This is a genomic window from Kitasatospora sp. NPDC057738, from assembly GCF_042798815.1.
Taxonomy (GTDB): Bacteria; Actinomycetota; Actinomycetes; order Streptomycetales; family Streptomycetaceae; genus Kitasatospora; species Kitasatospora lactacystinica.
The window spans coordinates 231,496-254,718 of the sequence record NZ_JBHVJT010000001.1 but is presented as its reverse complement, the minus strand read 5'-3'; the positions used below and the strand labels follow the sequence as shown (position 1 = coordinate 254,718).

Annotated in this window: 19 protein-coding genes and 1 riboswitch; of the genes, 10 read left to right on the top strand and 9 right to left on the bottom strand. The window is 73.9% G+C overall.

Features of this window, described 5'->3' with window-relative positions; all coding sequences use genetic code 11:
• The first annotated feature begins 166 nt into the window (after nucleotides 1–166).
• Both ACFVGO_RS01080 and ACFVGO_RS01075 read left to right on the top strand, forming a co-directional pair.
• Entirely contained in the window at nucleotides 167–1,672 is a 1,506-nt protein-coding gene (locus ACFVGO_RS01080; protein WP_359907854.1) for a glutamate--cysteine ligase, read from the top strand.
• Nucleotides 1,673–1,778: 106 nt separating this feature from the next.
• The gene (locus ACFVGO_RS01075; RefSeq protein ID WP_380352367.1) at nucleotides 1,779–2,567 is read left to right on the top strand and encodes a CPBP family intramembrane glutamic endopeptidase; all 789 of its coding nucleotides are present in this window, start codon (nucleotides 1,779–1,781) and stop codon (nucleotides 2,565–2,567) included.
• Here ACFVGO_RS01075 and ACFVGO_RS01070 read toward each other — a convergent pair.
• From ACFVGO_RS01070 to ACFVGO_RS01045, 6 genes are all read right to left on the bottom strand, one after another.
• On the bottom strand, nucleotides 2,545–3,072 hold the full coding sequence (locus ACFVGO_RS01070) for an HAD domain-containing protein (RefSeq protein ID WP_359907848.1): 528 nt from the start codon (nucleotides 3,070–3,072) through the stop codon (nucleotides 2,545–2,547). The two genes, ACFVGO_RS01075 and ACFVGO_RS01070, sit on opposite strands and share 23 nt — an antisense overlap.
• A gap of 100 nt (nucleotides 3,073–3,172) precedes the next feature.
• Nucleotides 3,173–4,441 (bottom strand): MFS transporter, encoded by a 1,269-nt coding sequence (locus tag ACFVGO_RS01065; protein WP_359907845.1) that lies wholly within the window; start codon nucleotides 4,439–4,441, stop codon nucleotides 3,173–3,175.
• A 107-nt stretch (nucleotides 4,442–4,548) separates the two neighbouring features.
• Complete coding sequence (locus ACFVGO_RS01060; protein WP_359907842.1) at nucleotides 4,549–5,250, bottom strand: alpha/beta fold hydrolase; 702 nt, start codon at nucleotides 5,248–5,250, stop codon at nucleotides 4,549–4,551.
• A 57-nt stretch (nucleotides 5,251–5,307) separates the two neighbouring features.
• A complete protein-coding gene (locus tag ACFVGO_RS01055) occupies nucleotides 5,308–6,720 on the bottom strand; it encodes a sugar porter family MFS transporter (protein WP_380630500.1) in 1,413 nt (470 codons plus the stop codon).
• A gap of 117 nt (nucleotides 6,721–6,837) precedes the next feature.
• Nucleotides 6,838–7,587, bottom strand: coding sequence for an FMN-binding negative transcriptional regulator (locus tag ACFVGO_RS01050; protein WP_359907836.1), 750 nt, complete (start codon nucleotides 7,585–7,587; stop codon nucleotides 6,838–6,840).
• 14 nt (nucleotides 7,588–7,601) lie between these two features.
• Entirely contained in the window at nucleotides 7,602–8,273 is a 672-nt protein-coding gene (locus tag ACFVGO_RS01045; RefSeq protein WP_380551428.1) for a pyridoxamine 5'-phosphate oxidase family protein, read from the bottom strand.
• Between the two features lie 34 nt (nucleotides 8,274–8,307).
• Here ACFVGO_RS01045 and ACFVGO_RS01040 point away from each other — a divergent pair, with 34 nt between their 5' ends.
• A complete protein-coding gene (locus ACFVGO_RS01040) occupies nucleotides 8,308–9,645 on the top strand; it encodes an aminotransferase class I/II-fold pyridoxal phosphate-dependent enzyme (protein ID WP_359907831.1) in 1,338 nt (445 codons plus the stop codon).
• A gap of 273 nt (nucleotides 9,646–9,918) precedes the next feature.
• A complete protein-coding gene (locus tag ACFVGO_RS01035) occupies nucleotides 9,919–11,118 on the top strand; it encodes a GDSL-type esterase/lipase family protein (protein ID WP_380630497.1) in 1,200 nt (399 codons plus the stop codon).
• A 79-nt stretch (nucleotides 11,119–11,197) separates the two neighbouring features.
• Here the strand turns inward: ACFVGO_RS01035 and ACFVGO_RS01030 are convergent, their stop codons facing one another.
• Entirely contained in the window at nucleotides 11,198–12,556 is a 1,359-nt protein-coding gene (locus tag ACFVGO_RS01030) for an NAD(P)/FAD-dependent oxidoreductase (protein ID WP_359907826.1), read from the bottom strand.
• A 203-nt stretch (nucleotides 12,557–12,759) separates the two neighbouring features.
• On the opposite strand from ACFVGO_RS01030, the gene ACFVGO_RS01025 reads away from it, so the two are divergent.
• From ACFVGO_RS01025 to ACFVGO_RS01015, 3 genes are all read left to right on the top strand, one after another.
• Complete coding sequence (locus tag ACFVGO_RS01025) at nucleotides 12,760–13,515, top strand: HipA family kinase (RefSeq protein WP_380630495.1); 756 nt, start codon at nucleotides 12,760–12,762, stop codon at nucleotides 13,513–13,515.
• Entirely contained in the window at nucleotides 13,512–13,928 is a 417-nt protein-coding gene (locus ACFVGO_RS01020) for a DUF3037 domain-containing protein (RefSeq protein WP_359907821.1), read from the top strand. The genes ACFVGO_RS01025 and ACFVGO_RS01020 overlap by 4 nt, the downstream gene beginning before the upstream one ends.
• A gap of 81 nt (nucleotides 13,929–14,009) precedes the next feature.
• Nucleotides 14,010–14,465 (top strand): MarR family transcriptional regulator, encoded by a 456-nt coding sequence (locus ACFVGO_RS01015; RefSeq protein ID WP_359907818.1) that lies wholly within the window; start codon nucleotides 14,010–14,012, stop codon nucleotides 14,463–14,465.
• A 49-nt stretch (nucleotides 14,466–14,514) separates the two neighbouring features.
• On the opposite strand, the gene ACFVGO_RS01010 is transcribed toward ACFVGO_RS01015, so the two are convergent.
• Nucleotides 14,515–16,644: a HelD family protein gene (locus ACFVGO_RS01010; RefSeq protein ID WP_380630491.1), complete on the bottom strand. Its 2,130-nt coding sequence runs from the start codon at nucleotides 16,642–16,644 to the stop codon at nucleotides 14,515–14,517.
• 109 nt (nucleotides 16,645–16,753) lie between these two features.
• Between ACFVGO_RS01010 and purB the strand changes: the two genes are divergently transcribed.
• A complete protein-coding gene (gene purB, locus ACFVGO_RS01005; RefSeq protein WP_359907812.1) occupies nucleotides 16,754–18,193 on the top strand; it encodes an adenylosuccinate lyase in 1,440 nt (479 codons plus the stop codon).
• Nucleotides 18,194–18,200: 7 nt separating this feature from the next.
• On the opposite strand, the gene ACFVGO_RS01000 is transcribed toward purB, so the two are convergent.
• The gene (locus ACFVGO_RS01000; RefSeq protein ID WP_380630489.1) at nucleotides 18,201–19,742 is read right to left on the bottom strand and encodes an MFS transporter; all 1,542 of its coding nucleotides are present in this window, start codon (nucleotides 19,740–19,742) and stop codon (nucleotides 18,201–18,203) included.
• A 291-nt stretch (nucleotides 19,743–20,033) separates the two neighbouring features.
• Nucleotides 20,034–20,234: riboswitch (cyclic di-AMP (ydaO/yuaA leader) on the top strand.
• Between the two features lie 2 nt (nucleotides 20,235–20,236).
• Here ACFVGO_RS01000 and ACFVGO_RS00995 point away from each other — a divergent pair.
• Complete coding sequence (locus ACFVGO_RS00995) at nucleotides 20,237–21,229, top strand: peptidoglycan DD-metalloendopeptidase family protein (RefSeq protein WP_380352358.1); 993 nt, start codon at nucleotides 20,237–20,239, stop codon at nucleotides 21,227–21,229.
• Nucleotides 21,230–21,616: 387 nt separating this feature from the next.
• Nucleotides 21,617–23,167, top strand: coding sequence for an APC family permease (locus ACFVGO_RS00990; RefSeq protein WP_380630487.1), 1,551 nt, complete (start codon nucleotides 21,617–21,619; stop codon nucleotides 23,165–23,167).
• Nucleotides 23,168–23,223 lie beyond the last annotated feature (56 nt).

Sequence of the window (23,223 nt, the reverse complement as noted above, 5' to 3'; positions counted from 1 at the left end):
ATCACAGGCTGTGGCGCCGGGCAAGTCTACAGTTCGTCTGATTTTCCGTCAGATGCCTTGCAATGCAAGCCAGTACGCGCATTCGGGTATCGATCTTCGAGGTGGGCATGATGCTTGCACGGTCGGTCGACCGGGTGCTCGACGGGTGACTCTGGAGGAGGGGACCGTGGGCGAGAAGGTCGTGGCGACTCGCGCGGAACTGGCGGACCGACAGCTGTACCGGCGCAAGCTCCACGCGTGTCTCGAAGCGCTCGGACGGATGCTCCGCGAGGACCGCTTCGACCGGCCGCGGGCGGTGATGGGCCTGGAGATCGAGCTCAACCTGGCCGACGAGCAGGGCCTGCCGGCCATGAACAACGCGCAGGTGCTGAGCGCGATCGGCTCCAGCGACTTCCAGACCGAACTGGGCCGCTTCAACATCGAGGTCAACATCACGCCGCACCGGCTCTGCGGGCACGTCTTCGAGGAGCTGCGCGAGGAGATCGACACCGGGCTGCGCTACGCCGACCGGCGGGCGGCCGAGGCGGGCGCCCGGATCGTCATGGTGGGCATCCTGCCGACCCTGGAGCACGCCCACACCGGGCTCGACGCGATGAGCCACAACCAGCGGTACAGCCTGCTCAGCGACCAGATCCTGGCCGCCCGCGGCGAGGACATCGCCCTGGACATCGAGGGGGTCGAGCGCCTCCAGCTGGAGTCGATCACCATGGTGGCCGAGGCCGCCGCCACCTCGCTCCAGCTGCACCTCCAGGTGACCCCGGAGCGGTTCTCCTCGGTGTGGAACGCGGCCCAGGCGATCTGCGGGCCGCAGCTCGCGCTCGGCGCCAACTCGCCGTTCCTGTTCGGTCGGGAGCTGTGGCGGGAGACCCGTCCGGTGCTCTTCCAACAGGCCTGTGACACCCGGACGGCGGAGCTCAAGGCGCAGGGCGTGCGCCCCATCACCTGGTTCGGCGAGCGCTGGGTGGACTCGGCGTACGACCTGTTCGAGGAGAACCTGCGGTACTTCCCCGCGCTGCTGCCGATCTGCGACGACGAGGACCCGCTGAAGGTGCTGGCCTCCGGCGGCGCGCCCAGGCTCGCCGAGATGCGGCTGCACAACGGCACCATCTACCGCTGGAACCGCCCGGTGTACGACATCGCGGGCGGGGTGGCGCACCTGCGGGTGGAGAACCGGGCCCTGCCGGCCGGGCCCACGGTGGCCGACACCCTGGCCAACGCCGCCTTCTACTACGGGCTGGTGCGGGTGCTCGCCGAGCAGCCCCGGCCGATCTGGACCCGGCTCCCGTTCGAACGGGCGGACGAGAACTTCCAGCAGGGCGCCCGGTACGGCATCGACGCGGTGTTCCAGTGGCCGCGCTCCGGGCGGGCCGGGCGCGGCGGCGGGCTGCAGACCGTGTCCGCCGTCGACCTGGTGCTGAACGAGCTGCTGCCGATGGCCCACCAGGGCCTCGACGAGTGGGGCGTGGAGCCCGCCGACCGGGACCGCTACCTGGGCATCATCGAGCAGCGCTGCCTGCGCCGCGCCAACGGCGCGTCCTGGCAGGTCGCGACCTTCCACCGGCTGCGCGAGCAGTACGGCATGGACCGGCCGGCCGCGCTCGCGGCGATGACCAGGCGCTACGCCGAACACATGCGCGGCGGGGAGCCGGTGCACACCTGGCCGGTGGGCTGACCCCCGGAACCCGCCTCCCCGCCGGGGCGTCCCGGCGGTTGTGTCAGGATGATCGCTCCGGCGGTCGGCCGACGGCCGGAGCGACCGCCCCTCCGCTGGAGCCCCCGTGACCACCGTCCCGACCGCGCCGGAGACCGCGAAGCCCACCCGTCGGCTGTTCGGCGCGGAACTGCTGATCGTCCTCGGCCTCTCCCTCGGGGCCAGCGGGATCAGCGCGCTGATCAGCTTCACCGGCTCGCTCACCGAACCGCTCAAGCTCGGCCAGCAGGTCGCCACGCTGAACGGCTCGCGGGCGCCCGGGCGGCCCTGGCTGGACCTGGTCTGGCAGCTGTACTACATCGGGCGCGGGCTGATGCCGGTGGTGCTGGTCGGCTACCTGCTGGTGCGCGAGGGCGTCACGCTGCGGGTGCTGGGCTTCGACCTCGGGCAGAAGCTGCGCGACCTGGGGCGGGGCGCCGCCGTCGCGGCCGCGATCGGCGGGTCGGGGCTGGCGCTCTACCTGGCCTCGCAGGCGGCCGGGTACAACCTCACGGTGGCGCCGTCCGGGCTGCCGGACGTGTGGTGGCGGGTACCGGTGCTGGTGCTGTCGGCCTGGCAGAACGCCATCCTGGAGGAGGTCGTCGTCCTCGGCTACCTGCTGCGCCGGGTGGGGCAGTTGGGGTGGTCGTGGCCCGCCGCGGTGGTGGCGAGTTCGGTGCTGCGCGGCTCGTACCACCTGTACCAGGGGGTCGGCGGGCTGATCGGCAACATGGTGATGGGCGTGGTGTTCTGCCTGCTGTACCGGCGCTGGGGGCGGGTGATGCCGCTGGTGGCGGCGCACGCGCTGATCGACACCGTGGCCTTCGTCGGGTACGCCCTGCTGGCCGGGCACGTCAGCTGGCTTCCGACCCCTTGAGCGAGAGCGCCTGGCCGCGCGGCGGACGGGCGAGCAGCCGGTCGACGTGCCGGCGTTCCAGGCCCTGGCCGGGGTCGACGGGCAGCAGCAGGCGGTCCCGGCGCCACTGGGAGCGGCGGACCAGCCGCGGCGGGATGACGTCGTCCACCCAGGCGAACGGCCGGCCGTCGGCGTAGCGCAGCAGCGGGGCCCACTTGGCGGCGGAGAACAGCTCCATCAGCGGGACGCGCGGGTCGCCGGGCTGCGGGACGTAGCCGGTGAAGGTGACCACGGGGAGCGGGTCCAGGCCGATCGCGGGGGCGATGTGGGTGTTGGCGTGCTCCTCCCAGGTGGTGGCCCAGACCAGGTCGTACGTTCCGGCGAGCTCGCGCAGCCACGCGCCGTGCCGGGCGGACAGCAGGACGGTGTAGCCGAACAGGGTGTGGGCGTCGAACCCGGCGTCCGGGTGCGGGCAGACCGGGTTCAGGACGCCGTCGACGTCCAGGAACAGCAGTGGCTTCGGCACCGGTGGCCCCTCGGATGCGGTGGTGTTTCCTGCCTGTTCGGACGACCCTCGCACACCTCCGGTTGCCCGCGGGCGGGCGCACGCGGGGCGCACGGGGCGCTCACGGGGTGGGCGCGGGCTCGCCGACGGGCACCGGTGCGTCCGACGTGCTCCGACGGCTCAGCCGGCGGACCTGCGGGTCGAGCAGGACGACCGCGCTGAGCACCAGACAGGCGACGGCGCACGCCCAGAGCGCGCCGGACAGGCCGAGCGCCACGGCCGCGGGGCCGGCCAGCGCCGTGCCGACCGGGGCCAGCGAGTAGGAGCCGAGCTCGTCGTACGCGGACACCCGGGAGAACATCTCCTCGGGTATCTCCTGCTGGAGCGCGACCATCCAGTTGACGCTGAAGACGGTGACGCCGGCGCCGGACAGGAACATCGCGACGACCAGCAGCGGCAGCGGCACCTCGGCGGCGAGGGCCACGGCGGGCACGCCGAACAGGAAGACCCCCCAGTTGCCGACCAGCAGGATCCGGCGGGGCCGCCAGCGGGTCATCAACACGCCGGCGGCCACCAGGCCGACGCCGTAGGCGGACATCGCCAGGCCCCAGGCGCCCGCGCCGCCGAGCCGCTCCTTGGCGGCGGTCGGCCCGTACACCGACTCCACCGCGTTGATGCAGGCGACCAGCACGGAGAACTGGAGCACGATCACCCAGAGCCAGCGGCGGGAGGCGAACTCCCGCCAGCCCTCGCGCAGATCGCGCAGCATGCTGGTGCCGGTGGACGCGGGGCCCTGCTCCGGCTCCAGGAAGAAGCGGAGGGCGGCGGCGGCCAGGAAGCACAGCGCGTCCAGGGCGAGCACCCAGCCGGGGCCGACGGCGGCGGTGAGGGCGCCGCCGAGGGCGGCGCCGCCGATCTGGGAGGCGTTGAGGCCCATCCGGAAGACCGCGAAGGCGCGGGCGGCGTGCTCCTGCGGGACGGCCTGCATGATCATGCCGCCGGAGGCGGGGGAGTAGAGGGCGTAGCCGGCCCCGCCGGCCGCGGAGAGCGCCAGCATCTGCCAGAGCCGGACCTCCCCGGTCAGCACCAGGGCGGCCAGGACGGCCTGGGAGACCCCGCTGAACACATTGGCGGCGACCATGATCAGGTGGCGCGGCAGCCGGTCGGCGAGGGTGCCGCCGACCACCATGAGCAGCACGGTGGGCACCAGCCGGGCGGCGGTGACGTAGCCGACCTCGGTGGTGGTGCCGCCGGTGCCGAGCACGGCGAAGGCGGTGGCGATGGGGGCGCCGGCGTTGCCGAGGCCGCTGATCACGGTGGCGGCGGTCTGGATGCGGAAGTTGCGGCTCGCCCAGGCGAAGCGGCGCGGGGACGGGAGTGGGGTCGGCACCCGGAGACTATGCCGTGGGGCCGTACGGGTGTCCATCCGGTTTACCCGCCCGGAGGCCCGGAGCGTGGGGTTTCGGCCGAGACGGCCCGATCGGCCGAGGCGCCCCCTCAGCCGAGGTGGCCCCAGAGGAAGGTGAGGGTCCGGCGCCAGGCGATCCGGGCCTGGAGCGGGTCGTGGGTGCCGATCAGGTTCTCGTCGTTCATGAAGGCGTGCCCGGCCGGGTAGAAGTGGATCTCCGGGCGGACGTCGGTGGCCTCGCCGATCCGGATCGCCGCCTCGTCCACGGCGGCCATCGGGATCGAGCCGTCCAACTCGCCGAAGTGGCCGAGCACATGGGCGGTCAGTCCGCGGTAGTCGAAGTCCGGATCGGGCGGCAGGCCGTAGAACGGGACCACGGCGGCCACCTTGTCGCCGGCCCGGGCGGCCAGTAGCAGGGCGAAGCCGCCGCCCATGCAGAAGCCGACCACGCCGACCGCGTCGCCGACCACGCCGTCCAGGGCGAGCAGGTGGTCGACGGCCCCGGCCAGGTCCTCCACCGCCCGGTCGACCGGGAGCTCGCGCTTGAACCGGGCGGCCTCGGCGCCGTCGTGGGTGGTGGCGCCGCCGAACAGGTCGGGGGCCAGGACGGTGAACCCCTCGGCGGCGAAGCGGTCGGCCATGTCGGCGATGTGCGAGGTGAGCCCCCACCATTCCTGCACCACCACCAGGCCCGGCCCGACCCCCTGAGGCGGGCGGGCCAGGTAGCCGTGCGCGGTGCGGCCGTTGCTCGGGAAGGTGACGTTCTGCCGGGAGCCGCCCTCGTCAGGCATGGCTTCCTCTCGGTGGGTCGGGCCGCGTGCGGCGGGTGTTCGGCGGGGCGGGCCGGGTCAGCCCATCTCCTCCAGGGCACGGCCCTTGGTCTCCTTGATGCAGAAGACCACGAACGGGACGGAGAGCAGGGCGAAGGCCGCGTAGATGACGTACGTCGCCGAGAGGTTCCAGTCGGCGAGGTCCGGGAAGCTGACGGTGATCGCCCAGTTGGCGATCCACTGCGCCGAGGCGGCGACGGACAGCGCCAGCGCGCGGATCCGGTTGGGGAACATCTCGCCGAGCAGGACCCAGACCACCACGCCCCAGGAGAAGGCGAAGCAGAGCACGAAGACGTGCGCCGCGATCAGGGCGACGGTGGCGTGGGTGTTGTCCAGGGTGGCGGTGCTGCCGGTGCCCTCCCGGTAGGAGAACGCCCAGGCGGCGGTGCCCAGCGCGGCCGCCATGCCGATCGAGCCGGCCAGGGCGAGCGGCTTGCGGCCGATCCGGTCCACCAGGGCCATCGCGATCACCGTGCCGATCACGTTGATGATCGAGGTGGAGAGGCTGATCAGCAGCGAGTTGGACTCGTTGATGCCGACCGACTGCCACAGGAACGACGAGTAGTAGAAGATCACGTTGATGCCGACGAACTGCTGGAACACCGAGGCGCCGATGCCGACCCAGACGATCGGCAGCAGGCCGAAGCGGCCGCCGAGCAGGTCCTTGAGCCGGGGCTTGTGGGCGGACTCCAGCACCGCGCGGATCTCCGCCACCCGGGCGTCCAGGTCCACGCCCTCGCCCTCGACCTCCGCCAGCACCTTGCGGGCCTGCTCCTCGCGGTGGTCGGCGATCAGGAAGCGCGGCGACTCCGGGATGGCGAGCGCCATCAGCCCGTACACCAGGGCCGGGATGGCCTCGACACCGAGCATCCACTGCCAGGCCTGGATGCCGCCGAGGTGGTTGGTGGACTCGCCGCCGGCGGCCTGGTTGAGCGCCCAGTTGGCGAGCTGGGAGACGGTGATGCCGAGCACGATCGCCATCTGCTGGAAGGAGGCGAGCCGGCCGCGGTAGGCGGTCGGGGCGACCTCGGCGATGTAGGTGGGGGCGATCACCGAGGCGATGCCGATCGCGATGCCGCCGACCACGCGCCAGGCGGCGAGGGTCTCGATGTTCGGCGGGAACATCGAGCCGATGCCGCTGGCCGCGAACAGCGCGGCGGCCAGCAGCATCGTGCGGACCCGGCCGAGGTGGTCGGCGAGTCGGCCGGCGAGCACCGCCCCCACGGCCGAGCCGAGCAGGGCGATGGCCACCACGAAGGCGGTGGTGCCATGGCCCACCGCGAAGTGCTTCTGGATGCCCGTCACGGCACCGTTGATCACCGCGCTGTCGTAGCCGAACAGGAAGCCGCCCATGGCGGCGGCCGCCGAGATGAACACCACGTGGCCGAGGTGGGTCTCACCGGCCGCCCGTTGGCTGTTGACTGAGGACACGCGCGCTCCCGGGGGTCGACGGGCCCGCTCCGACGCCGAGTGGGCAGGGCTCGTCTCACATTCGAGCAGCGCGGCGGCCGACCTGCCCGAGTTGGCGGCCGACCGGGTGATCCGGGGTCAGCCGGTGGCGTGCGGCCCGTCGGTGCGCCGTCCGGTGGTGCGCGGGAGGTCGGAGCGCGGGGCGTTGTCCGGGGGGCCGGCGGGGCCCTGCGGTGCGGTGCGCGGCCCGTCGGTGCGCCGCCGGTGACGGCGGAGCAACTGGGCGCGGGCGGCGGCGTACTGGTCCCGGCCGCGCCCCGGGCCGTCGGCGCGCTCGGCGAGCCGGTCGGCGATCGCGTACTGTGCCTCGGCCGGCTTCTTGTCGTCGTACTTGAACTTGGCCCGCACCTCGTCGACGGTCAGCCGGAGCGCGCGCAGCCCGGGCAGCTGCCGGGCCAACTCGCCCTCGCCGGGCACCACCCGGACCTCCGGCGTCTCCGGCTGGAAGTGCGCCAGCTGGCGGTTGAGGATCTCCGCCTTGCCGGCCGCGGACTCCACCACCTCGGCGGTGCAGTGGAAGTGGACGGAGGCGTAGTAGCTGGTGGGTGTGCCCGGTGCGCCGCGCCAGTGGCCCGGCGCGAAGGCGTAGCCGTCGGTGACCGCGAGGGTGACCTTCGGGTCGGCCCGGACGGCGGCCAGCAGCGGGTTGGGCGCGGCGAGGTGGAGCAGGATCTCGCCGTGTTCGACGTCCAGCAGGAAGTGGGTCGGGACCAGCACCGGGCCCTCGCCGGGGCCGCCGTTGGCGGCGAGCAGGCCGAAGTCGCGGCCCTCGGCGAGCCAGGCCCGCCACTCGGCCTCGTCGCCGCGGTCCCAGGATCTGATCAGCACGGGTGCGCCTCCCGTCAGCGGGGGTAGCCGCGCAGGTGCGCGGGGAGCGGGACGGTGGTGCCGGGGTGCGGCTCGGGGGTGCCGTGCACCGCGGTGACCGGGATCAGGCCGGACCAGTACGGCAGGTCGGCGTCCTCCGGGTCGTCGTCGGCGCCGTCCTCGCGGGTCTTGGCCGAGACCTCGTCCAGCTCCAGCCGGAGGACGGCGGTGGCGGCGAGCTCCTTGGCGTTGGCCGGACGGACCTCGGCGGAGCGCCCCGGTATCGCGTGGTCGACCAGGGCGGCGAGCGCGACGTCCAGCTCCTCGGGGTCGGTGACCTGGTGCGCGGTGCCGTGGGCGACCACCGAGCGGAAGTTCACGGAGTGGTTGAACGCGGACTTGGTCAGCACCAGCGCGTCGACCTGGGTGACGGTGACGCAGACCGGCATGCCCTGCTCGCCGGAGGCGTTGCGCATCGGACGGCTGCCGGTGGAGCCGTGGACGTAGAGCCGGCCGCCGACCCGGGCGAAGATCGTCGGCAGCACCACGGGGGCGCCGTCGACCACGAAGCCGAGGTGGCAGATGTAGGCACTGTCGAGGATGGCGTGGATCGCCTCCTGCTCCCAGGTGGCCCGGTCCCGGTAGCGGGTGGGGGTGGTCCTGGCGGTGCGGGAGTAGCTGGGCGACCCTTCCGGGGTGGCTGACATGACATCCTCTATGTACTAGTGCATAATTTGCTTTGTGCTAGGAGACTATCCGCTGAAGGGTCGACGCGCCAGCGAAATCGCGGCCCACATCGAGCAGGGCGTGAGCAGCGGGCGACTCGCCCCCGGAACCGCCCTGCCCCCGCTGCGCGACCTCGCCGCCGAACTGGGGGTCAACCCCAACACCGTCGCCGCCGCCTACCGGCTGCTGCGCGACCGCGGCGTGATCGAGACCGCCGGCCGCAAGGGCAGCCGCATCCTGCCCAGGCCCGCGCTCACCCCGCGCGACCAGATCCGCATCCCCGTCCCGCCGCACGCCCGCGACCTGTCCACCGGCAACCCCGACCCGGCCCTGCTGCCCGACCTCGCCCCGGCCCTCGCGGCCGCCGCCGAGTCCGCGCGCACCGACCCGGTGCTGTACGGGCACGCCGACGTCGACCCGCAGCTGCTCGCGCTCGCCCGCGCCTCCTTCGAGGCCGACGGCCTGCCCGGCGGCCCGATCGCCGTCGCCTCCGGCTCGCTGGACACCATCGAACGGATCCTCGAGGCCCGGCTGCGCCCCGGCGACGCGGTGGCCGTCGAGGACCCGGGCTGGGGCAGCCTGCTCGACCTGCTGCCCGCGCTGGGCCTGAAGCAGGTGCCCGTCCGGCTGGACGACGAGGGCCCGCTGCCGGAGGCGCTGGCCGCCGCGCTGGCCGAGGGCGTCCGGGCCGTGGTGGTCACCAGCCGGGCGCAGAACCCGACCGGGGCGGCGCTCACCGCGCGGCGGGCCGAGGCGCTGAAGGCCGTACTGGCCGAGCACCCCGGGGTGCTGCTGATCGAGGACGATCACGGGCACGGCATGGTCGACCAGCCGTACCACCCGCTGGTCGGCCCCGGCACCCGGAACTGGGCGGTGGTGCGCTCGGCGGCCAAGGCGTACGGGCCGGACCTGCGGGTCTCGGTGGCGGTCGGCGACGCGGAGACGATCGGGCGGGTGGCCGGCCGGCTGCGGCTGGGCGCCGGCTGGGTCAGCCACCTGCTGCAGCGCACCGTCGCGGAGCTGTGGCGCGGCGACGCCGCGCCGGCGGACCGGGTGGCCGCCGCGTACCGGGCCCGGCGCGACGCGCTGCTGGGCGAGCTGGCGGCCCGTGGGATCGCGGCGCACGGGCGGAGCGGGCTGAACGTCTGGGTGCCGGTGCCGGACGAGACCTCGGTGCTGGCGGCCCTGGTGCAGCGCGGCTGGGTCGCGGCGCCCGGCGCGCGGTACCGGATCCAGTCGCCGCCCGGGCTGCGGTTCACCACGGCGCGGCTGGAGGCGGCGCAGGCGCGGGAGCTGGCGGAGGACCTGGCGGCGGTGCTGGGGGCGGGCGGGGGCGGGTCGCGGCTGGTGTGAGCCCGTGGGCCGGTGCGCCGTGGGCCGGGTGGGGCAGGTGTGGCGGGTGTGAACCCCGGGCGGCATCCGGTCGTCGCCCGCCCGCCTGGTCTGAACCCGGCGGTAACAAAAGCGGAAACCTCCCGCAGATGCCTAGCGGTGGCGAGCGCGGGCATGTCATCTTTCATCGCGCCACCGGCCGGCGGCCCACCCTCACCCAGGCATCCTCCCGTTCCCCATTCCTCGGGAGGATCGAGCCGCAGGAGTTCCGCAGTGCCCGAGAACTGTTCGAGCATGACCCGCAACACCCGCAGCAGCCGCAGTACCCGTCGTCCCGGCCGGCGGCTGCTGGCCGCAGCCCTCGCGCTCCCGCTCGTCGTCGCGGGCCTGGCCGTCGCCTCGCCGGCCTCCGCCGCACCGGCCGCACCGGCCGCCGTGCCGTCCGGGCCCACCGCCAGCGTCACGCTCGGCGACAGCTACATCTCCGGCGAGGCCGGCCGCTGGAAGGGCAACTCGGCCGGCACCAGCGGCAGCCGCAACGGCACCGACCGGGCCTGGACCGGCAGCGCGTACGACGCCTCGCGGGTCTACGGCGCCACCGCCGCGAGCGGATGCGACCGCTCGGACGTCTCCGAGGTGCTCAGCGCCTCGACCGGGGCCCAGAACGAGATCGACCTGGCCTGCTCCGGAGCCGTCAGCGCGAACGTCTTCCGCGCCTCCAACGGCGGCCAGTCGCTCAAGGGCGAGGCCCCGCAGGCCGACCAACTCGCCACCGTGGCACGGCAGAACAACGTCAAGCTGATCACCCTGTCGATCGGCGGCAACGACCTGGGCTTCTCGGACGTCATCTCCACCTGCGTGAAGGACTACCTGGTCTGGTACTCCTACTGCCACTACTCCGCGCAGTCCCAGATCGACGACAGGATGCCCGCCGCGATGGCCGGGGTCGGCAAGGCGGTCGACGAGGTCCGCGCGGTGATGGCCGACGCCGGCTACGCGCAGTCGGACTACCGCCTGGTGCTGCAGTCCTACCCGTCGCCGATCCCGCGCGGCGCCGAGATGCGCTACCCGGAGAGCGGCTGGACCCGCTCCAACACCGGCGGCTGCCCGTTCTGGGACGGGGACGCCGACTGGGCCCGCGACTCCATGGTGCCGCAGATCTCCCGGGCGCTGGCGGGCGTCGCCGCTGCCAAGGGCGCGCAGTTCCTGGACCTGTCGGACATGCTGCAGGGCCGCGAGGTCTGCTCGACGGCCACCAAGCAGCCGACCGCGAGCACCGGCCCGTCCGCGACCACCAGCGAGTGGGCGCGCTTCCTGGACGGCGGGCTCAACTCCACGCAGGGCGTGCTGCAGGAGTCGATGCACCCCAACTACTACGGCCAGCAGGCGGTCGGGCGCTGCCTGACGCTGCTGTGGGCGCGTCCGAGCGGTGACTACGCGTGCCGCAACACGGCCGGGCAGGACGCGGGCGGGATGTACCTCACCGCTCGGTGACCGCGCGCCCGACGGCGCGCCGACCGCGTGACACGGCGCCCCCGCAGCCTCGGCCGCGGGGGCGCCGTACGGCCGTCGCTCAGCCCTTGGCGAGCAGCGACTGGGCGTGCGCGCGGACCTGGTCCTTCGTCAAGTACGCGTCGGTGTACTCGAAGTCCTGCAGGCGGGCGGGCTGGCGGGCGAGGAAGCCGGTGCGGACGAAGTCGTCGCCCGCGGTCGCGTTGAGCAGCCAGTTGGCGCCCACCCGGAACTTGGCCGCGTTGGTCCGCATCGCCATCAGGTGGTAGCCGCGCGCCACCAGCTGGGCGGGCACCCCGCGCAGCTCCACGCCGAGCGGCTTGGAGACCGCGTCCTTGCCGCCGAGGTCGACGACCAGGCCCAAGTCCTTGTGGTAGTACGGCTCCAGGGGGCGGCCGTGGAGCGAGGCGATCAGGTTGTTCGCGACCGCGCGGCCCTGGCGGGCGGAGTGCTGGGCGGTCGGCGGGCAGACCGCGCCGTCGCCCTTGGCGAGGTCGGGGACGGCGGCGGCGTCGCCGATCGCGAACACGCCCTCGAACTGCGGCACCCGCATCTCCGCCGTCACGGCGAGCCGGCCGCGGACCGTCTCGGCGTCCAGGGTGCCGATCAGCGGGCTCGCGGCCACGCCGGCGGTCCAGATCAGGGTGCGGCAGGGGAGCACCCGGCCGTCGGTGAACTTGACGGTCTCGGCGCCGACCTCGGCCACCGAGACGCCCAGCGACACCTCGATGCCGCGCTCGCGCAGCACCTCCAGGGCGGCCTCGCCGAGCGGATCGCCCAGCTCCGGCATCAGCTTCGGGGCGATGTCGATCAGGTGCCACTTGATCTGCCGGGCGTCCAGGCGCGGGTAGCGGTGGGCGGCGGCGGTGGTCAGGCGCTGGAGGCAGGCGGCCGTCTCGGTGCCCGCGTAGCCGCCGCCGACGACCACGAACTGGAGCCGGGACTCGCGCTCCTTCTGGTCCAGGGTGGCGGAGGCGAGGTCGAGCTGGGCGATCACGTGGTCGCGGACGTAGGCCGCCTCGGCGAGCGTCTTCATGCCGCGGGCGTAGTCGGTGAGGCCGGGGATGTCGAAGGTGCGGGTGACGCTGCCGGGGGAGAGCACCAGGTAGTCGTACTTCTGCGCGACCACCTCGTCGGTGATCTTGCGGACGACGCACACCTTGGAGGCCGGGTCCACGCCGATGGCCCCGCCGGGGACGATGTGGGTGCGGCGCAGCGAGCGGCGCAGGGAGACGGCCACGGACTGCGGGGTCAGGACGCCGGCCGCGACATGGGGGAGGAGGGGGAGGTAGAGCTGGTAGCTGAACGGCGTGACCAGCGAGATCTCGGCCTCCGACGGTGACAGCTTGTGTTCGAGTCGGCGGGCGCACTCCAGGCCGGCGAAGCCACCGCCCACGATCAGGATCCGAGGTCGTTCCATCGCTCATCCCTTTGCCGTGAAGGTCCCCATTACTGTCCGCCACACTCGCACGGAGCAGCGGGGGCTGCCACCGGGGTGGGGCCGTGGGGGTGGGGGAGAGCGGCGGTGCGGCGGTGGGGGAGCAGCGGGGCGGGTGGGGGAGAGGGGCGGCGCGGTGGCGGGGGCGGAGCGGGTGGGGCGGTGACACCGATAGGCTGTCGGCCGTGCTACCCGAGGTGACGGCGATCCGGTACGTGACGCCACTGCGAGAAGGCGGCTCGATGCCGGGCCTGGTCGAGGCCGACGATCGGCGGCTGTACGCGCTGAAATGGGTCGGTGCGGCGCAGGGCCGCAAGGCGTTGGTCGCGGAGGTGCTGGCCGGGGAACTCGGTCGGCGGCTCGGGCTGCCGGTGCCGGAGCTGGTGACGGTCGACCTGGACCCGGTGCTCGCGCGCAGCGAGCCGGACCACCAGGTCCAGGACCAGATGCGGGCCAGCGGCGGGACCAACCTCGGGATGGCCTTCGTCAGCGGCGCGCTCAACTTCGACCCGCTCTGCTTCGAGGTGGAGCCGGAGCTCGCCGGGCAGGTGCTCTGGTTCGACGCGCTGATCGGCAACGTCGACCGCTCCTGGCGCAATCCCAACCTGTTGGTGGCCACCGGTGGGCTGCGGCTGATCGACCACGGCGCGAGCCTGATCTTCCACCACAACTGGCCGGGCGCCGCCTCCTGGGTCCGCCGTCCGTACGACGCCTCCGACCACGCGCTGCTGGGGGCCCGGCCGGACCTGGCGGCGGCCGACAAGGCGCTCGCGCCGCTCGCCGAGGCGGCGATCGAGGGCGCGGTGGCGCAGATCCCCGAGGTCTGGCTGGTGGACGAGTTCGGCTTCGACTCGCCCGACGAGGTGCGCGCCGCGTACCGTGCCCAGCTGACCGAGCGACTGGCCGGTCCGCGCGACTGGCTGCCGGAGGTGCCCGCATGACCGAGCCCGCGCTGTCCGCGCTGCCGGCCACCGTCGAACTGCACGACTACGAGTACGCCGTGATCCGCGCGGTGCCGAGGGTCGAGCGCGGCGAGTGCGTCAACGTCGGGGTGCTGCTGTACTGCCGGCAGAGCTCGCACCTGGCGGCCCGTACCCATCTGGACCAGGCCCGGCTGCTGGCGCTGGACCCGGTGGCGGACGTCCAGGGCGTGCGGCGGGCGCTGCACGGGATCGAGGCGGTCTGCCACGGCGGGCCGCAGGCCGGTCCGGCGGCGGGGGACAGCCCCGGGCAGCGGTTCCGCTGGCTGACCGCGCCGCGCAGTGCGATCGTCCAGCCGGGGCCCGTGCACACCGGGCTGACCGCGGATCCGGAGGCGGAGCTGCGGCGGTTGTTCGACCAGCTGGTGCTCTGACACCGGGGGCCGGGGCGGTTCGTCGACGGTTGCCCTGGTCAAAGCTTGAGATACTGAAGCACCTGGCCGTACGCTGGCCCCATGGGTTCGACAGCGACGACGACCGTACCGACCAACGCCGAGTTGATGGAGGCGTTGGCCGCCGTCGGTGCCGCGTACTTCCAGGACTTCGCGGCGGCCGCGGCCCGGCACGGGCTCTCCTCCTCGCAGGCCAAGGCGCTGGGCGCGGTGCAGGAGCCGGTGCCGATGCGGGCGCTGGCCGGGCGGCTGGGCTGTGACGCGTCGAACGTCACCGGGATCGTGGACCGGCTGGAGTCGCTGGGTCTGGCCAACCGGGAGGCGGCGGCCGGTGACCGCCGGGTGAAGATCGTGGTGATCACGGCCGAGGGCCGGGAGATCCTCAACCGGATCCGCGGCGAGATGGCCCGGACCCACCAGGCCTTCGAGGCGATGGACGACGAGCAGCGGATCGCGCTGCACTCCATCTGCGCGCAGGTGCTGCCGGTGCTGGCCGGCCGTACGGGCGGCGCGCAGTAGCGCGCGCAGAAGAGAACGCGCCGCCCGCGCCGCCCGCGCGCCGTCCCGGTCAGAGCAGCCCGGCGAGTTCCGGTGGCAGCGGCCGGTGGTGGAGCAGGGTGAGTGAGCGGGTGGTCCGGGTCAGGGCGACGTAGAGGTCGCGCGGGGCGAGTCCGGCCGGCTCGACGACGACCACCGCGTCGAACTCCAGCCCCTTGGCGTCCGCGACGGTGAGCGCGTCCAGCTCGGCCGCCAGGGTGTCCGGGGCGATCACGCCCAGGGTGCCCGGGCCGCCGGGCAGCCGGGTGAGCGCCGCGGCGAAGTCGCCGTCCGGGACGGGGACGGCGCGGGGCCGCTCGGTGCCCGGGCGGATGGACTCGGGCGGCCGGTGGTCGGGCAGGGCGGTGCGCAGCACGGCGGTGGCGAGGGCCATGACGGGCTCCGGCGTGCGGTAGTTGACGCTCAGCCGTTCCTCGCGCCAGCGGCCGGGCAGGTGCGGGTCGAGCATGTCGGCCCAACCGCGGGCGCCGGCGGGCGATCCGGTCTGGGCGAGGTCTCCCACGATGGTGAGCGAGCTGGTCGGGACGCGCCGCAGGACGGCGCGCCAGGCCATCGCGGACAGCTCCTGCGCCTCGTCCACGACGACGTGGCCGTACGCCCAGGTGCGGTCGGCGGCGGCGCGTTCGGCGGTGGAGCGGTACGGGCCGTTGTCACGGAAGCGCTCGGCGAGGGCGGCGGAGTCCAGCAGGGCGTCGTCGGTCTGCCCGGTGATGGTCAGCACGCCCTGGGCGAAGGCGAGTTCGTCCGGGTCGTCGTCGGTCGGGGCGGATTCCCGTGTCGTGCCGAGGAGTTCGGCGGCCTCGTCGAGCAGTGGGACGTCCTCGACCGTCCAGTCCGAGCCGGGCGGGCGGAGCAGGGCGGATGCCTGGTCGGGGGCCGTCTCGGTGAGCAACTCCCGGTCGGTGAGCAGTCGTTCGATCAGTTGCAGGGCGGTGAGCCGGGGCCAGAGCGGGTCGAGCGCGGCGCGGACGTCCGGCCGTTCCCACAGCTCGCGCGGGGCGTAGTGGGCCTCCTCGTCGTCGTACGGGCGGCCGAGGGTGAGCGCCTGGGCGATGGCGAGGGCGTCGAGCAGGGTGCTCAGGTAGAAGCCGCGGGCCCGATTGTGCGGCAGCCGCAGGCCTCGGGCGGCGTCCCGGGCCTCGGCGCAGGTCCGGGCGGAGACCCGCAGCCCGTCGCCGAGGTCCAGGCCGTCGGCGGGGGCCGTCTGGTGGGCGGCCAGGGCGCGGCGGAGCACCCCGGCCATCCAGGGGCCGCCCTTGGCCAGGGCGGCGGCCGGCGCGTCGGTGCGGGTGGCGGTGACGCCGGGGAGGAGCTCGCCGACGGTGCGCAGCACCACCTCGGTCTCGCCGAGGGCGGGCAGCACCTGGTCGATGTACCGCAGGAAGCCGGGGTTGGGGCCGATCACCAGCACGCCCCGGCGCTCCAGTGCGGTGCGGTGGGTGAACAGCAGGTAGGCGGCGCGGTGCAGGGCGGCCAGCGTCTTGCCGGTGCCGGGGCCGCCCTGGACCACCAGGGCGCCGGGCAGCGGGGAGCGGATCACCCGGTCCTGCTCGGCCTGGATGGTGGCGACGGCGGTGCCCATCCGGCCGGTGCGCTCGCGGCCGAGGGCGGCGAGCAGTGCGGCCTCGCCGACCAGGCCGCGCCGGCCGGACTCGTCCAGCCCGGCGAGGTCGAGCGCCTCGTCGTCCAGCCCGGTGAGGGTGCGGCCCCGGGTGTGCAGGTGGCGGCGGCGCACGACCGGGCCCGGACGGGCGGGGGTCGCGGTGTAGAAGGGGCGGGCGGCCGGGGTGCGCCAGTCGAGCAGCAGCGGTTCGTACGCGTCGTCGGTCAGGCCGGTGCGGCCGATGTAGTGGACGGTGCCGTCGCGCTCGTCGAGGCGGCCGAAGCACAGGCCGCGTTCGACCGCGTCCAGCCGGGCCGCGTGGCGGGCGGCCTCGCGGGCGCGCACCTCGCGTTCCAGCCGGGCCTGGTGGGTGCCGCCGGGGGCGGCTCCGTCGTGGGCGCCGTCGGCGGTGCGGCGGGCCCGTTCGCGCACCGTGTCGAGCCGGGAGTAGAGCCGGGTGAGGCGGGCCTGCTCGGTGCGCAGGGCCGCGGCGAGGGCGTCGCCGGGGTTTCCCGGGACCACTGGATGTTCGCTCATCGGTGTGGTATCCTTGCGGTGAGAAGGTTGCGGTGCGCCATCTGAAAGGCGCTCAATTGACCCAGCCTACCCCGGCCGCCGACGTTCGGCGTGACCTCGGCTGTTACTCTTGCGAAGCGTGAGCGCGAAGCCCCAGATCCCCAATGTCCTGGCCTCCCGGTACGCCTCGGCGACCCTGGCCCAGCTGTGGTCCCCCGAGCACAAGGTGGTCCTCGAGCGCCACCTGTGGCTCGCCGTCCTGAAGGCCCAGCAGGACCTCGGCGTCGAGGTGCCGGCCACCGCCGTCGCCGACTACGAGCGGGTGATCGACCAGGTCGACCTCGGCTCGATCGCCGCCCGTGAGCGGGTCACCCGCCACGACGTCAAGGCCCGGATCGAGGAGTTCAGCGACCTCGCCGGGCACGAGCAGATCCACAAGGGAATGACCTCCCGGGACCTGACCGAGAACGTCGAGCAGCTCCAGATCCGCCAGTCCCTGGAGCACGTGCGCGACCGCACGGTGGCCGTCCTGGTGCGTCTGGCCAAGCTGTCCGCCCAGCACTCCGAGCTGGTCATGGCCGGCCGCTCGCACAACGTGGCCGCGCAGGCCACCACCCTGGGCAAGCGGTTCGCGTCGATCACCGACGAGCTGCTGGTCGCCTTCCGCCGCCTGGAGGAGCTGATCGCCCGCTACCCGCTGCGCGGGATCAAGGGCCCGGTCGGCACCGCCCAGGACATGCTGGACCTGCTCGGCGGCGACACCGACAAGCTGGCCGAGCTGGAGCGCCGGGTCGCCGGGCACCTCGGCTTCGAGAACGTGCTGACCAGCGTCGGCCAGGTCTACCCGCGCTCGCTGGACTTCGAGGTGCTCACCGCCCTCGTCCAGCTGGCCGCCGCGCCGTCCAGCCTGGCCAAGACCATCCGCCTGATGGCCGGCCACGAGCTGGTCACGGAGGGCTTCAAGGAGGGCCAGGTCGGCTCCTCCGCGATGCCCCACAAGATGAACACCCGCTCCTGCGAGCGCGTCAACGGCCTGGCCGTCATCCTGCGCGGCTACGCCTCGATGACCGGCGAGCTGGCCGGCGACCAGTGGAACGAGGGCGACGTCTCCTGCTCGGTGGTGCGCCGGGTCGCGCTGCCGGACGCGTTCTTCGCCTTCGACGGCCTGCTGGAGACCTTCCTGACCGTCCTCGACGAGTTCGGCGCCTTCCCCGCCGTGATCGAGGCCGAGCTGGACCGCTACCTGCCGTTCCTCGCCACCACGAAGGTGCTGATGGGCGCGGTGCGCGCGGGCGTCGGCCGGGAGACCGGGCACGAGGTCATCAAGGAGCACGCCGTCGCCTCCGCGCTGGCGATGCGCGCGGGCGCCCGGGAGAACGAGCTGCTGGACCGGCTGGCCGCCGACGAGCGGATCCCGCTGGACCGGGCCGCGCTGGACGCGCTGCTGGCCGACCGGCTGTCCTTCACCGGCGCGGCCGGTGCCCAGGTCGCCGAGGTCGTCCGCCAGGTGGAGGCCGTCGCGGCCGCCTACCCGGAGGCCGCCAAGTACGCGCCGGCCGACATCCTCTGACGTTCGGTCAGTTCAGAGTCGAGGGCCCTGCCGCCGGACCGGTGGCGGGGCCCTCGCTCGTCGTGGGGACGTGGCCGGGGTCGAGCGGCGGGGTGGTGGGTCCGCACGGCCAGTCGCAGTTCGGCTCGGCCACCGGCTGCTCCTCGGGGGCGAGCACATTGCCCCGTACGGTCGCGGCCGCGATCAGCCCGCCGGCCACCAGGAGGCCCGCGCAGATCAGCATCGCGGTGTGGAAGGCGGAGTCGACCGCGGAGGGCACCCGGTAGGCGTCGCCGCTCAGCCCGGCCAGCGCCGGCAGGGCGGCCACCGCGAGCAGGCCGGCCGCGCGGGCGGCGGCGTTGTTGACCCCGCTGGCGATGCCGGCGTGCCGGACCTCGACGGCGGCCAGCACGGTCGCCGTCAGCGGCGCGACCAGCAGCGTCATCCCGCAGCCCAGCACCGTGACGGCGGGCAGCACGTCCACCCAGTACGAGGAGCCGGGGCCGATGCGCAGCATCAGCAGCACCCCGGCGGCGCACAGCAGGGGGCCGACGGTCAGCGGGACGCGCGGGCCGATCCGTTTGCCGAGGCGCCCGGCGCGCGCGGACAGCGCCAGCATCAGCACGGTGATCGGCACCAGGGCGAAGCCCGACACCAGCGGCGAGAACCCGGACACGATCTGGAGCTGCACCACCAGCAGGAAGAAGACGCCGCTGAACGCCGCGTACACGCACAGGGTGACCAGGTTCACCGCGGTGAACAGCCGGGAGGAGAACAGCCCGAGCGGCAGCATCGGTTCGGGGGCGCGGCGCTCGACGGCCACGAAGGCGACGCCGAGCGCCACCCCGATCACCCCGCTGACCCAGACCGCCGGGGACAGGCCCTCGCCGGCCGCGGTCAGCGCGTAGGTGATCGCGCCGAGCGCGAGGGCGGCGAGCACGGCGCCGAGCACGTCGAAGCGGCCGGTGGCGGCCTCGTCCCGGGTCTCCGGCACCGACCGGGTGGTCACCGCGATCACGGCGGCGGCGAGCGGCAGGTTCAGCAGGAAGATCCAGCGCCAGCCGGGGCCGTCCACCAGCCAGCCGCCGAGGAAGGGGCCGATCGCGGCGGACACCCCGCCGAGGCCGGACCAGAGCCCGACCGCGGCCGAGCGGTCGTCGGGGTGGAAGACGGCCTGGAGCATGGCGAGCGAGCCGGGGGTGAGCAGCGCCCCGCCGATGCCCTGGACGGCGCGGGCGGCGATCAGCACGTGGATGTTCGGCGCCGCGGCGCAGGCCGCGGAGGCGATGGCGAACCAGACCACGCCGATCAGGAAGACCTTGCGCCGCCCGTACCGGTCGCCGAGCGCGCCGCCGAGCAGGATCAGGCCCGCCAGGGTGAGCAGATAGGCGTTCAGAGTCCATTGCAGGGACGCCAGGGAGGCGCCGAGGTCGGCGCCGATCCGGGGCAGGGCGACGTTCACGACGGTGCCGTCGAGCATCGCCATGCTCGAGCCGAGCACGGTCGCCAGTAGTACCCAGCGACCCTGCGCGGTGCCCAGGCGCAGGGTGCCGGCCTCGGAGGTGGCCACGGGCGAATCCTGCGCTGCCGGGGCGCACGTGACAAGGGTCACCGGTGGGTGTGTTGACGGTCGGCGGTGCGTGAACGGGTGGCTGCGTTCCGTCGCCGATCTCGGCGCAGGGTCGTGGATCAGTGGCGGGGGGTGAATGGGTTGTGTACGCACCGTGGGGTCCGGTCTGCGGAGGGTCACCGGAACGGGGGAGATGGTTGCCCTTTCAAGAGATCGACATTGCTTCACCCGAACGGATGGGTTTTAGTTCAGCGACCGCCCGGCCAGTCCGGACGGATCCACCGGGTGGAACGCCGAGTCCTGCCGCTGCCCGGTGGTTCGAAACGAACTCTGTACGGCAGGAGCGGGGGACCCACAGGTAAGTCGCCGGACCGGAGTTCGCGCCTCAGGGCGCGGGCGTCCAGGACCGGCTAGGGGTGAAGCCGCGCATGCGGCCGGGCAACTCCAGCCCGAACCCGACAGCTCACCTCGCAGGCGTCGGAGAGGAAAATTCCATGCCTGCTCAGGCTCGTCGTATCGCCCTGCCCCGCGCCGCCCGTATCGGCATCGCGACCGCCGTCACCGGTGTCTCCTTCGCCCTCCCGCTCGTCACCGCGGTGAGCGCCCAGGCCCACACCGTTCCGGCCGCCCCGGCCGCGCAGGCCGCCGCCTCCACGGACGCCAAGCCGGCCGCGCCGGCCGCTGCCCCGGCCACCCCGGCCGCGCAGGAGAGCTACCGCGTCGTCAGCGGAGACACCCTGTCCAAGATCGCCGACGCCAAGAACGTCGAGGGCGGCTGGCACGCGCTGTACGAGCAGAACCGCTCGGTCGTCGGTGCCGACCCGAACCTGATCTTCCCGGGCCAGCAGCTCGCGCTGTCGGGCCACGCCGCCGCGCCGGCCGCCGACGCCGCCCCGGCCAAGCCGGCCGCCCCGGCGAAGCCCGCCCAGCCGGCCGCCCCGGCGACCCAGGCCGCCAAGCCGCAGGCCCAGGTCCAGGTGAAGACCGAGGCCGCCAAGCCGTCCGCCCAGCTCCAGACCCAGCTGCAGGTCGCCGCTCCGGCTGCGGTCGTGACCGCCACTCCGGTCGCCGCCGCCACCTCCGGCTTCGTCGCCCCGCTGGCCAACCCGAGGCTCGGCACCGCCTACGGCGTGGCCGGCTCGATGTGGGCCTCCGGCCACCACACCGGCCAGGACTTCGTCGCCTCCACCGGCACCCCGCTGCGCGCCGTCGCCAACGGCGTCGTGGTCAAGGCCGGCAACGGCGGCGCCTACGGCAACGAGGTCGAGATCAAGCTCGCCGACGGTCACTACGCCGAGTACGCGCACCTCTCCTCGATCGGCGTGAGGATCGGTCAGGCCGTCACCGCCGGCCAGCAGATCGGCCTCTCCGGCGCCACCGGCAACGTGACCGGCCCGCACCTGCACTTCGAGATCCGCAACGGCTCGGAGTACGGCTCGGACATCAACCCGGTCGCCTACCTGCGCGCGCACGGCGTCGCGCTCTGATCCGGGGCCGCTGAGCGCCGAGGGTTTTCGGAACCACCGCTGCTGCGGGGCGAATCGATCCTCCGGGATGGTCATGTCGGGTGACCGCTCGACCGGGTGATCGCCGCACGGCGGACATGGGCGCGGGACACGCCCAGGCCGGCCCGGCCGCACGAGGACCTCCTCGTACGGCCGGGCCGGCCGCTGCCGTTTCCGGGCCCGTCCGGTCGTGCCCCGGCCGTCCGGCGGGTTCCGGAGCGTCGTTCGACCGGTCGAACGCGGCGTCAACCCGACTGCTCCGGAGGGCCGTCGGCCCGATCGCGGGGCTGCTCCGGCGCGCCATGCTGTCGGACGGTCAGCGTCCGGCCGGTCCGGCGGTCGGGCGGGTCCGGGAGGCGAGGAGGCCGGATGGCGGTCCGGAGCGGGGACGTGGCGGGGGAGAAGGCCGGGCGGGAGCGGCCGGGGACGGGCGGCGTCGACCGGCTGAAGGCGGACTCGGTCGGCCTGGTCGGCGTGGTGTTCATGGCGCTCGCCACCGCCGCCCCGATCACCGCGATGACGGGCAACCTGCCGATCATCGTCGGGCAGGGCAACGGCGCCGGCGCGCCCGCCGCGTACGTCGTGGCGACCGTGGTGCTGACGGTGTTCTCGGTCGGGTACGTGGCGATGGCCCGGCACATCACCGCGGCCGGCGCGTTCTACGGCTACGTCTCGCACGGGCTGGGCCGGGTGGTCGGGATGGCCTCGGGGCTGCTCGCGGTGCTGGCGTACGTCGTCACCGAGGCCTCGGCCCTCGGCTTCTTCGCGTACTCGCTGCGCGGACTGGTCCGTTCGCAGCTGGGGGTGGACCTGGGCTGGGGCTGGTACGCGCTGTTCGGGGCGACGGTGATCGGGGTGATGGCCTGGTTCGACCTGCACCTGACGGCCAAGGTGCTCGGGGTCGCGCTGGTGCTGGAGATCGGGGTGCTGGGGGCGGTCTCGTTCGCGGTGCTGTTCTCCGGCGGCGGGCCGGACGGGATCGTGGTCGGGGCCGTGAACCCGCTGAACGCGCTGAGGGGGGTGGGTGGTTCGGGCGCGGCGGCGGCCGGGCTCGGCCTGTTCTTCGCGTTCTGGTCCTGGGTGGGATTCGAGTCCACCGCGATGTACGGCGAGGAGTCCCGCGACCCCAAGCGGGTGGTGCCGCGGGCGACGCTGGTGTCGGTGATCGGCGTCGGGCTGCTCTACGTCTTCGTGTCCTGGATGATCGTGTCCGGCAACGGCGTCGGGCGGGCGGTCGCGGTGGCGAGCGGCGCCGTGCCGGGCAAGGACGGCAACAGCCTGTTCTTCGACCCGCTCGGCGCGCACCTGGGGGCCTGGGCGGTGAAGGTGTTCCAATGGCTGGTCGTCACCGGCTCGTTCGCCTGCGCGATGGCCTTCCACCAGTGCGCGGCCCGGTACCTGTACGCGATCGGCCGGGAGGGGCTGCTGCACCCGGCGCTCGGCCGCACCCATGCGCGGCACGGTTCGCCGCACGTCGCCTCGGTGGTGCAGTCGGTGATCGCGGTGGGGCTGGTGGCGGGGTTCCTGGCGGCCGGGATGGACCCGTACGCGCACCTGTACACGCTGCTGGCGCTGCTCGGGACGATGGCGATCCTGGTCGTGCAGACGCTCTGCTCCTTCGCCGTGGTCGGGTACTTCCACGTGCGGGGGCGGCACCCGGAGACCGCGAACTGGTTCCGGACGCTGGTCGCACCGCTGGTGGGCGGGGTGGCGATGGCCGGGGTGGTGGTGCTGCTGGTGCTCAACAAGGACGCCGCGGCCGGGGCGGCGGCGCACACGCTGCTGTTCCGGCTGATCCCGTACCTGGTGATCGGGGTGTTCGCGGGCGGGGTCGGGCTGGCGCTGGCGGTGCGCCGTTGGCGGCCGGAGCTGTACGCGCGGATCGGGCGGGTGGTGCTGGAGGACGCGGTCGAGCGGTGAACGGGCGGGTGGTGCTGGGGGCGCGGTCGAGCGGTCACCGGCCGGCGCTCGCGGTG

Excerpts from the sequence above, each read along its gene's own strand:
- ACFVGO_RS00995 (WP_380352358.1), top strand. The coding sequence starts at position 20,237 with ATGCCTGCTCAGGCTCGTCGTATCGCCCTGCCCCGCGCCGCCCGTATC.
- ACFVGO_RS00990 (WP_380630487.1), top strand. The coding sequence starts at position 21,617 with ATGGCGGTCCGGAGCGGGGACGTGGCGGGGGAGAAGGCCGGGCGGGAG.
- ACFVGO_RS01045 (WP_380551428.1), bottom strand. The coding sequence starts at position 8,273 with ATGTCAGCCACCCCGGAAGGGTCGCCCAGCTACTCCCGCACCGCCAGG.
- ACFVGO_RS01030 (WP_359907826.1), bottom strand. The coding sequence starts at position 12,556 with ATGGAACGACCTCGGATCCTGATCGTGGGCGGTGGCTTCGCCGGCCTG.
- ACFVGO_RS01015 (WP_359907818.1), top strand. The coding sequence starts at position 14,010 with ATGGGTTCGACAGCGACGACGACCGTACCGACCAACGCCGAGTTGATG.
- ACFVGO_RS01020 (WP_359907821.1), top strand. The coding sequence starts at position 13,512 with ATGACCGAGCCCGCGCTGTCCGCGCTGCCGGCCACCGTCGAACTGCAC.
- ACFVGO_RS01060 (WP_359907842.1), bottom strand. The coding sequence starts at position 5,250 with ATGCCTGACGAGGGCGGCTCCCGGCAGAACGTCACCTTCCCGAGCAAC.
- ACFVGO_RS01035 (WP_380630497.1), top strand. The coding sequence starts at position 9,919 with ATGACCCGCAACACCCGCAGCAGCCGCAGTACCCGTCGTCCCGGCCGG.
- ACFVGO_RS01010 (WP_380630491.1), bottom strand. The coding sequence starts at position 16,644 with ATGAGCGAACATCCAGTGGTCCCGGGAAACCCCGGCGACGCCCTCGCC.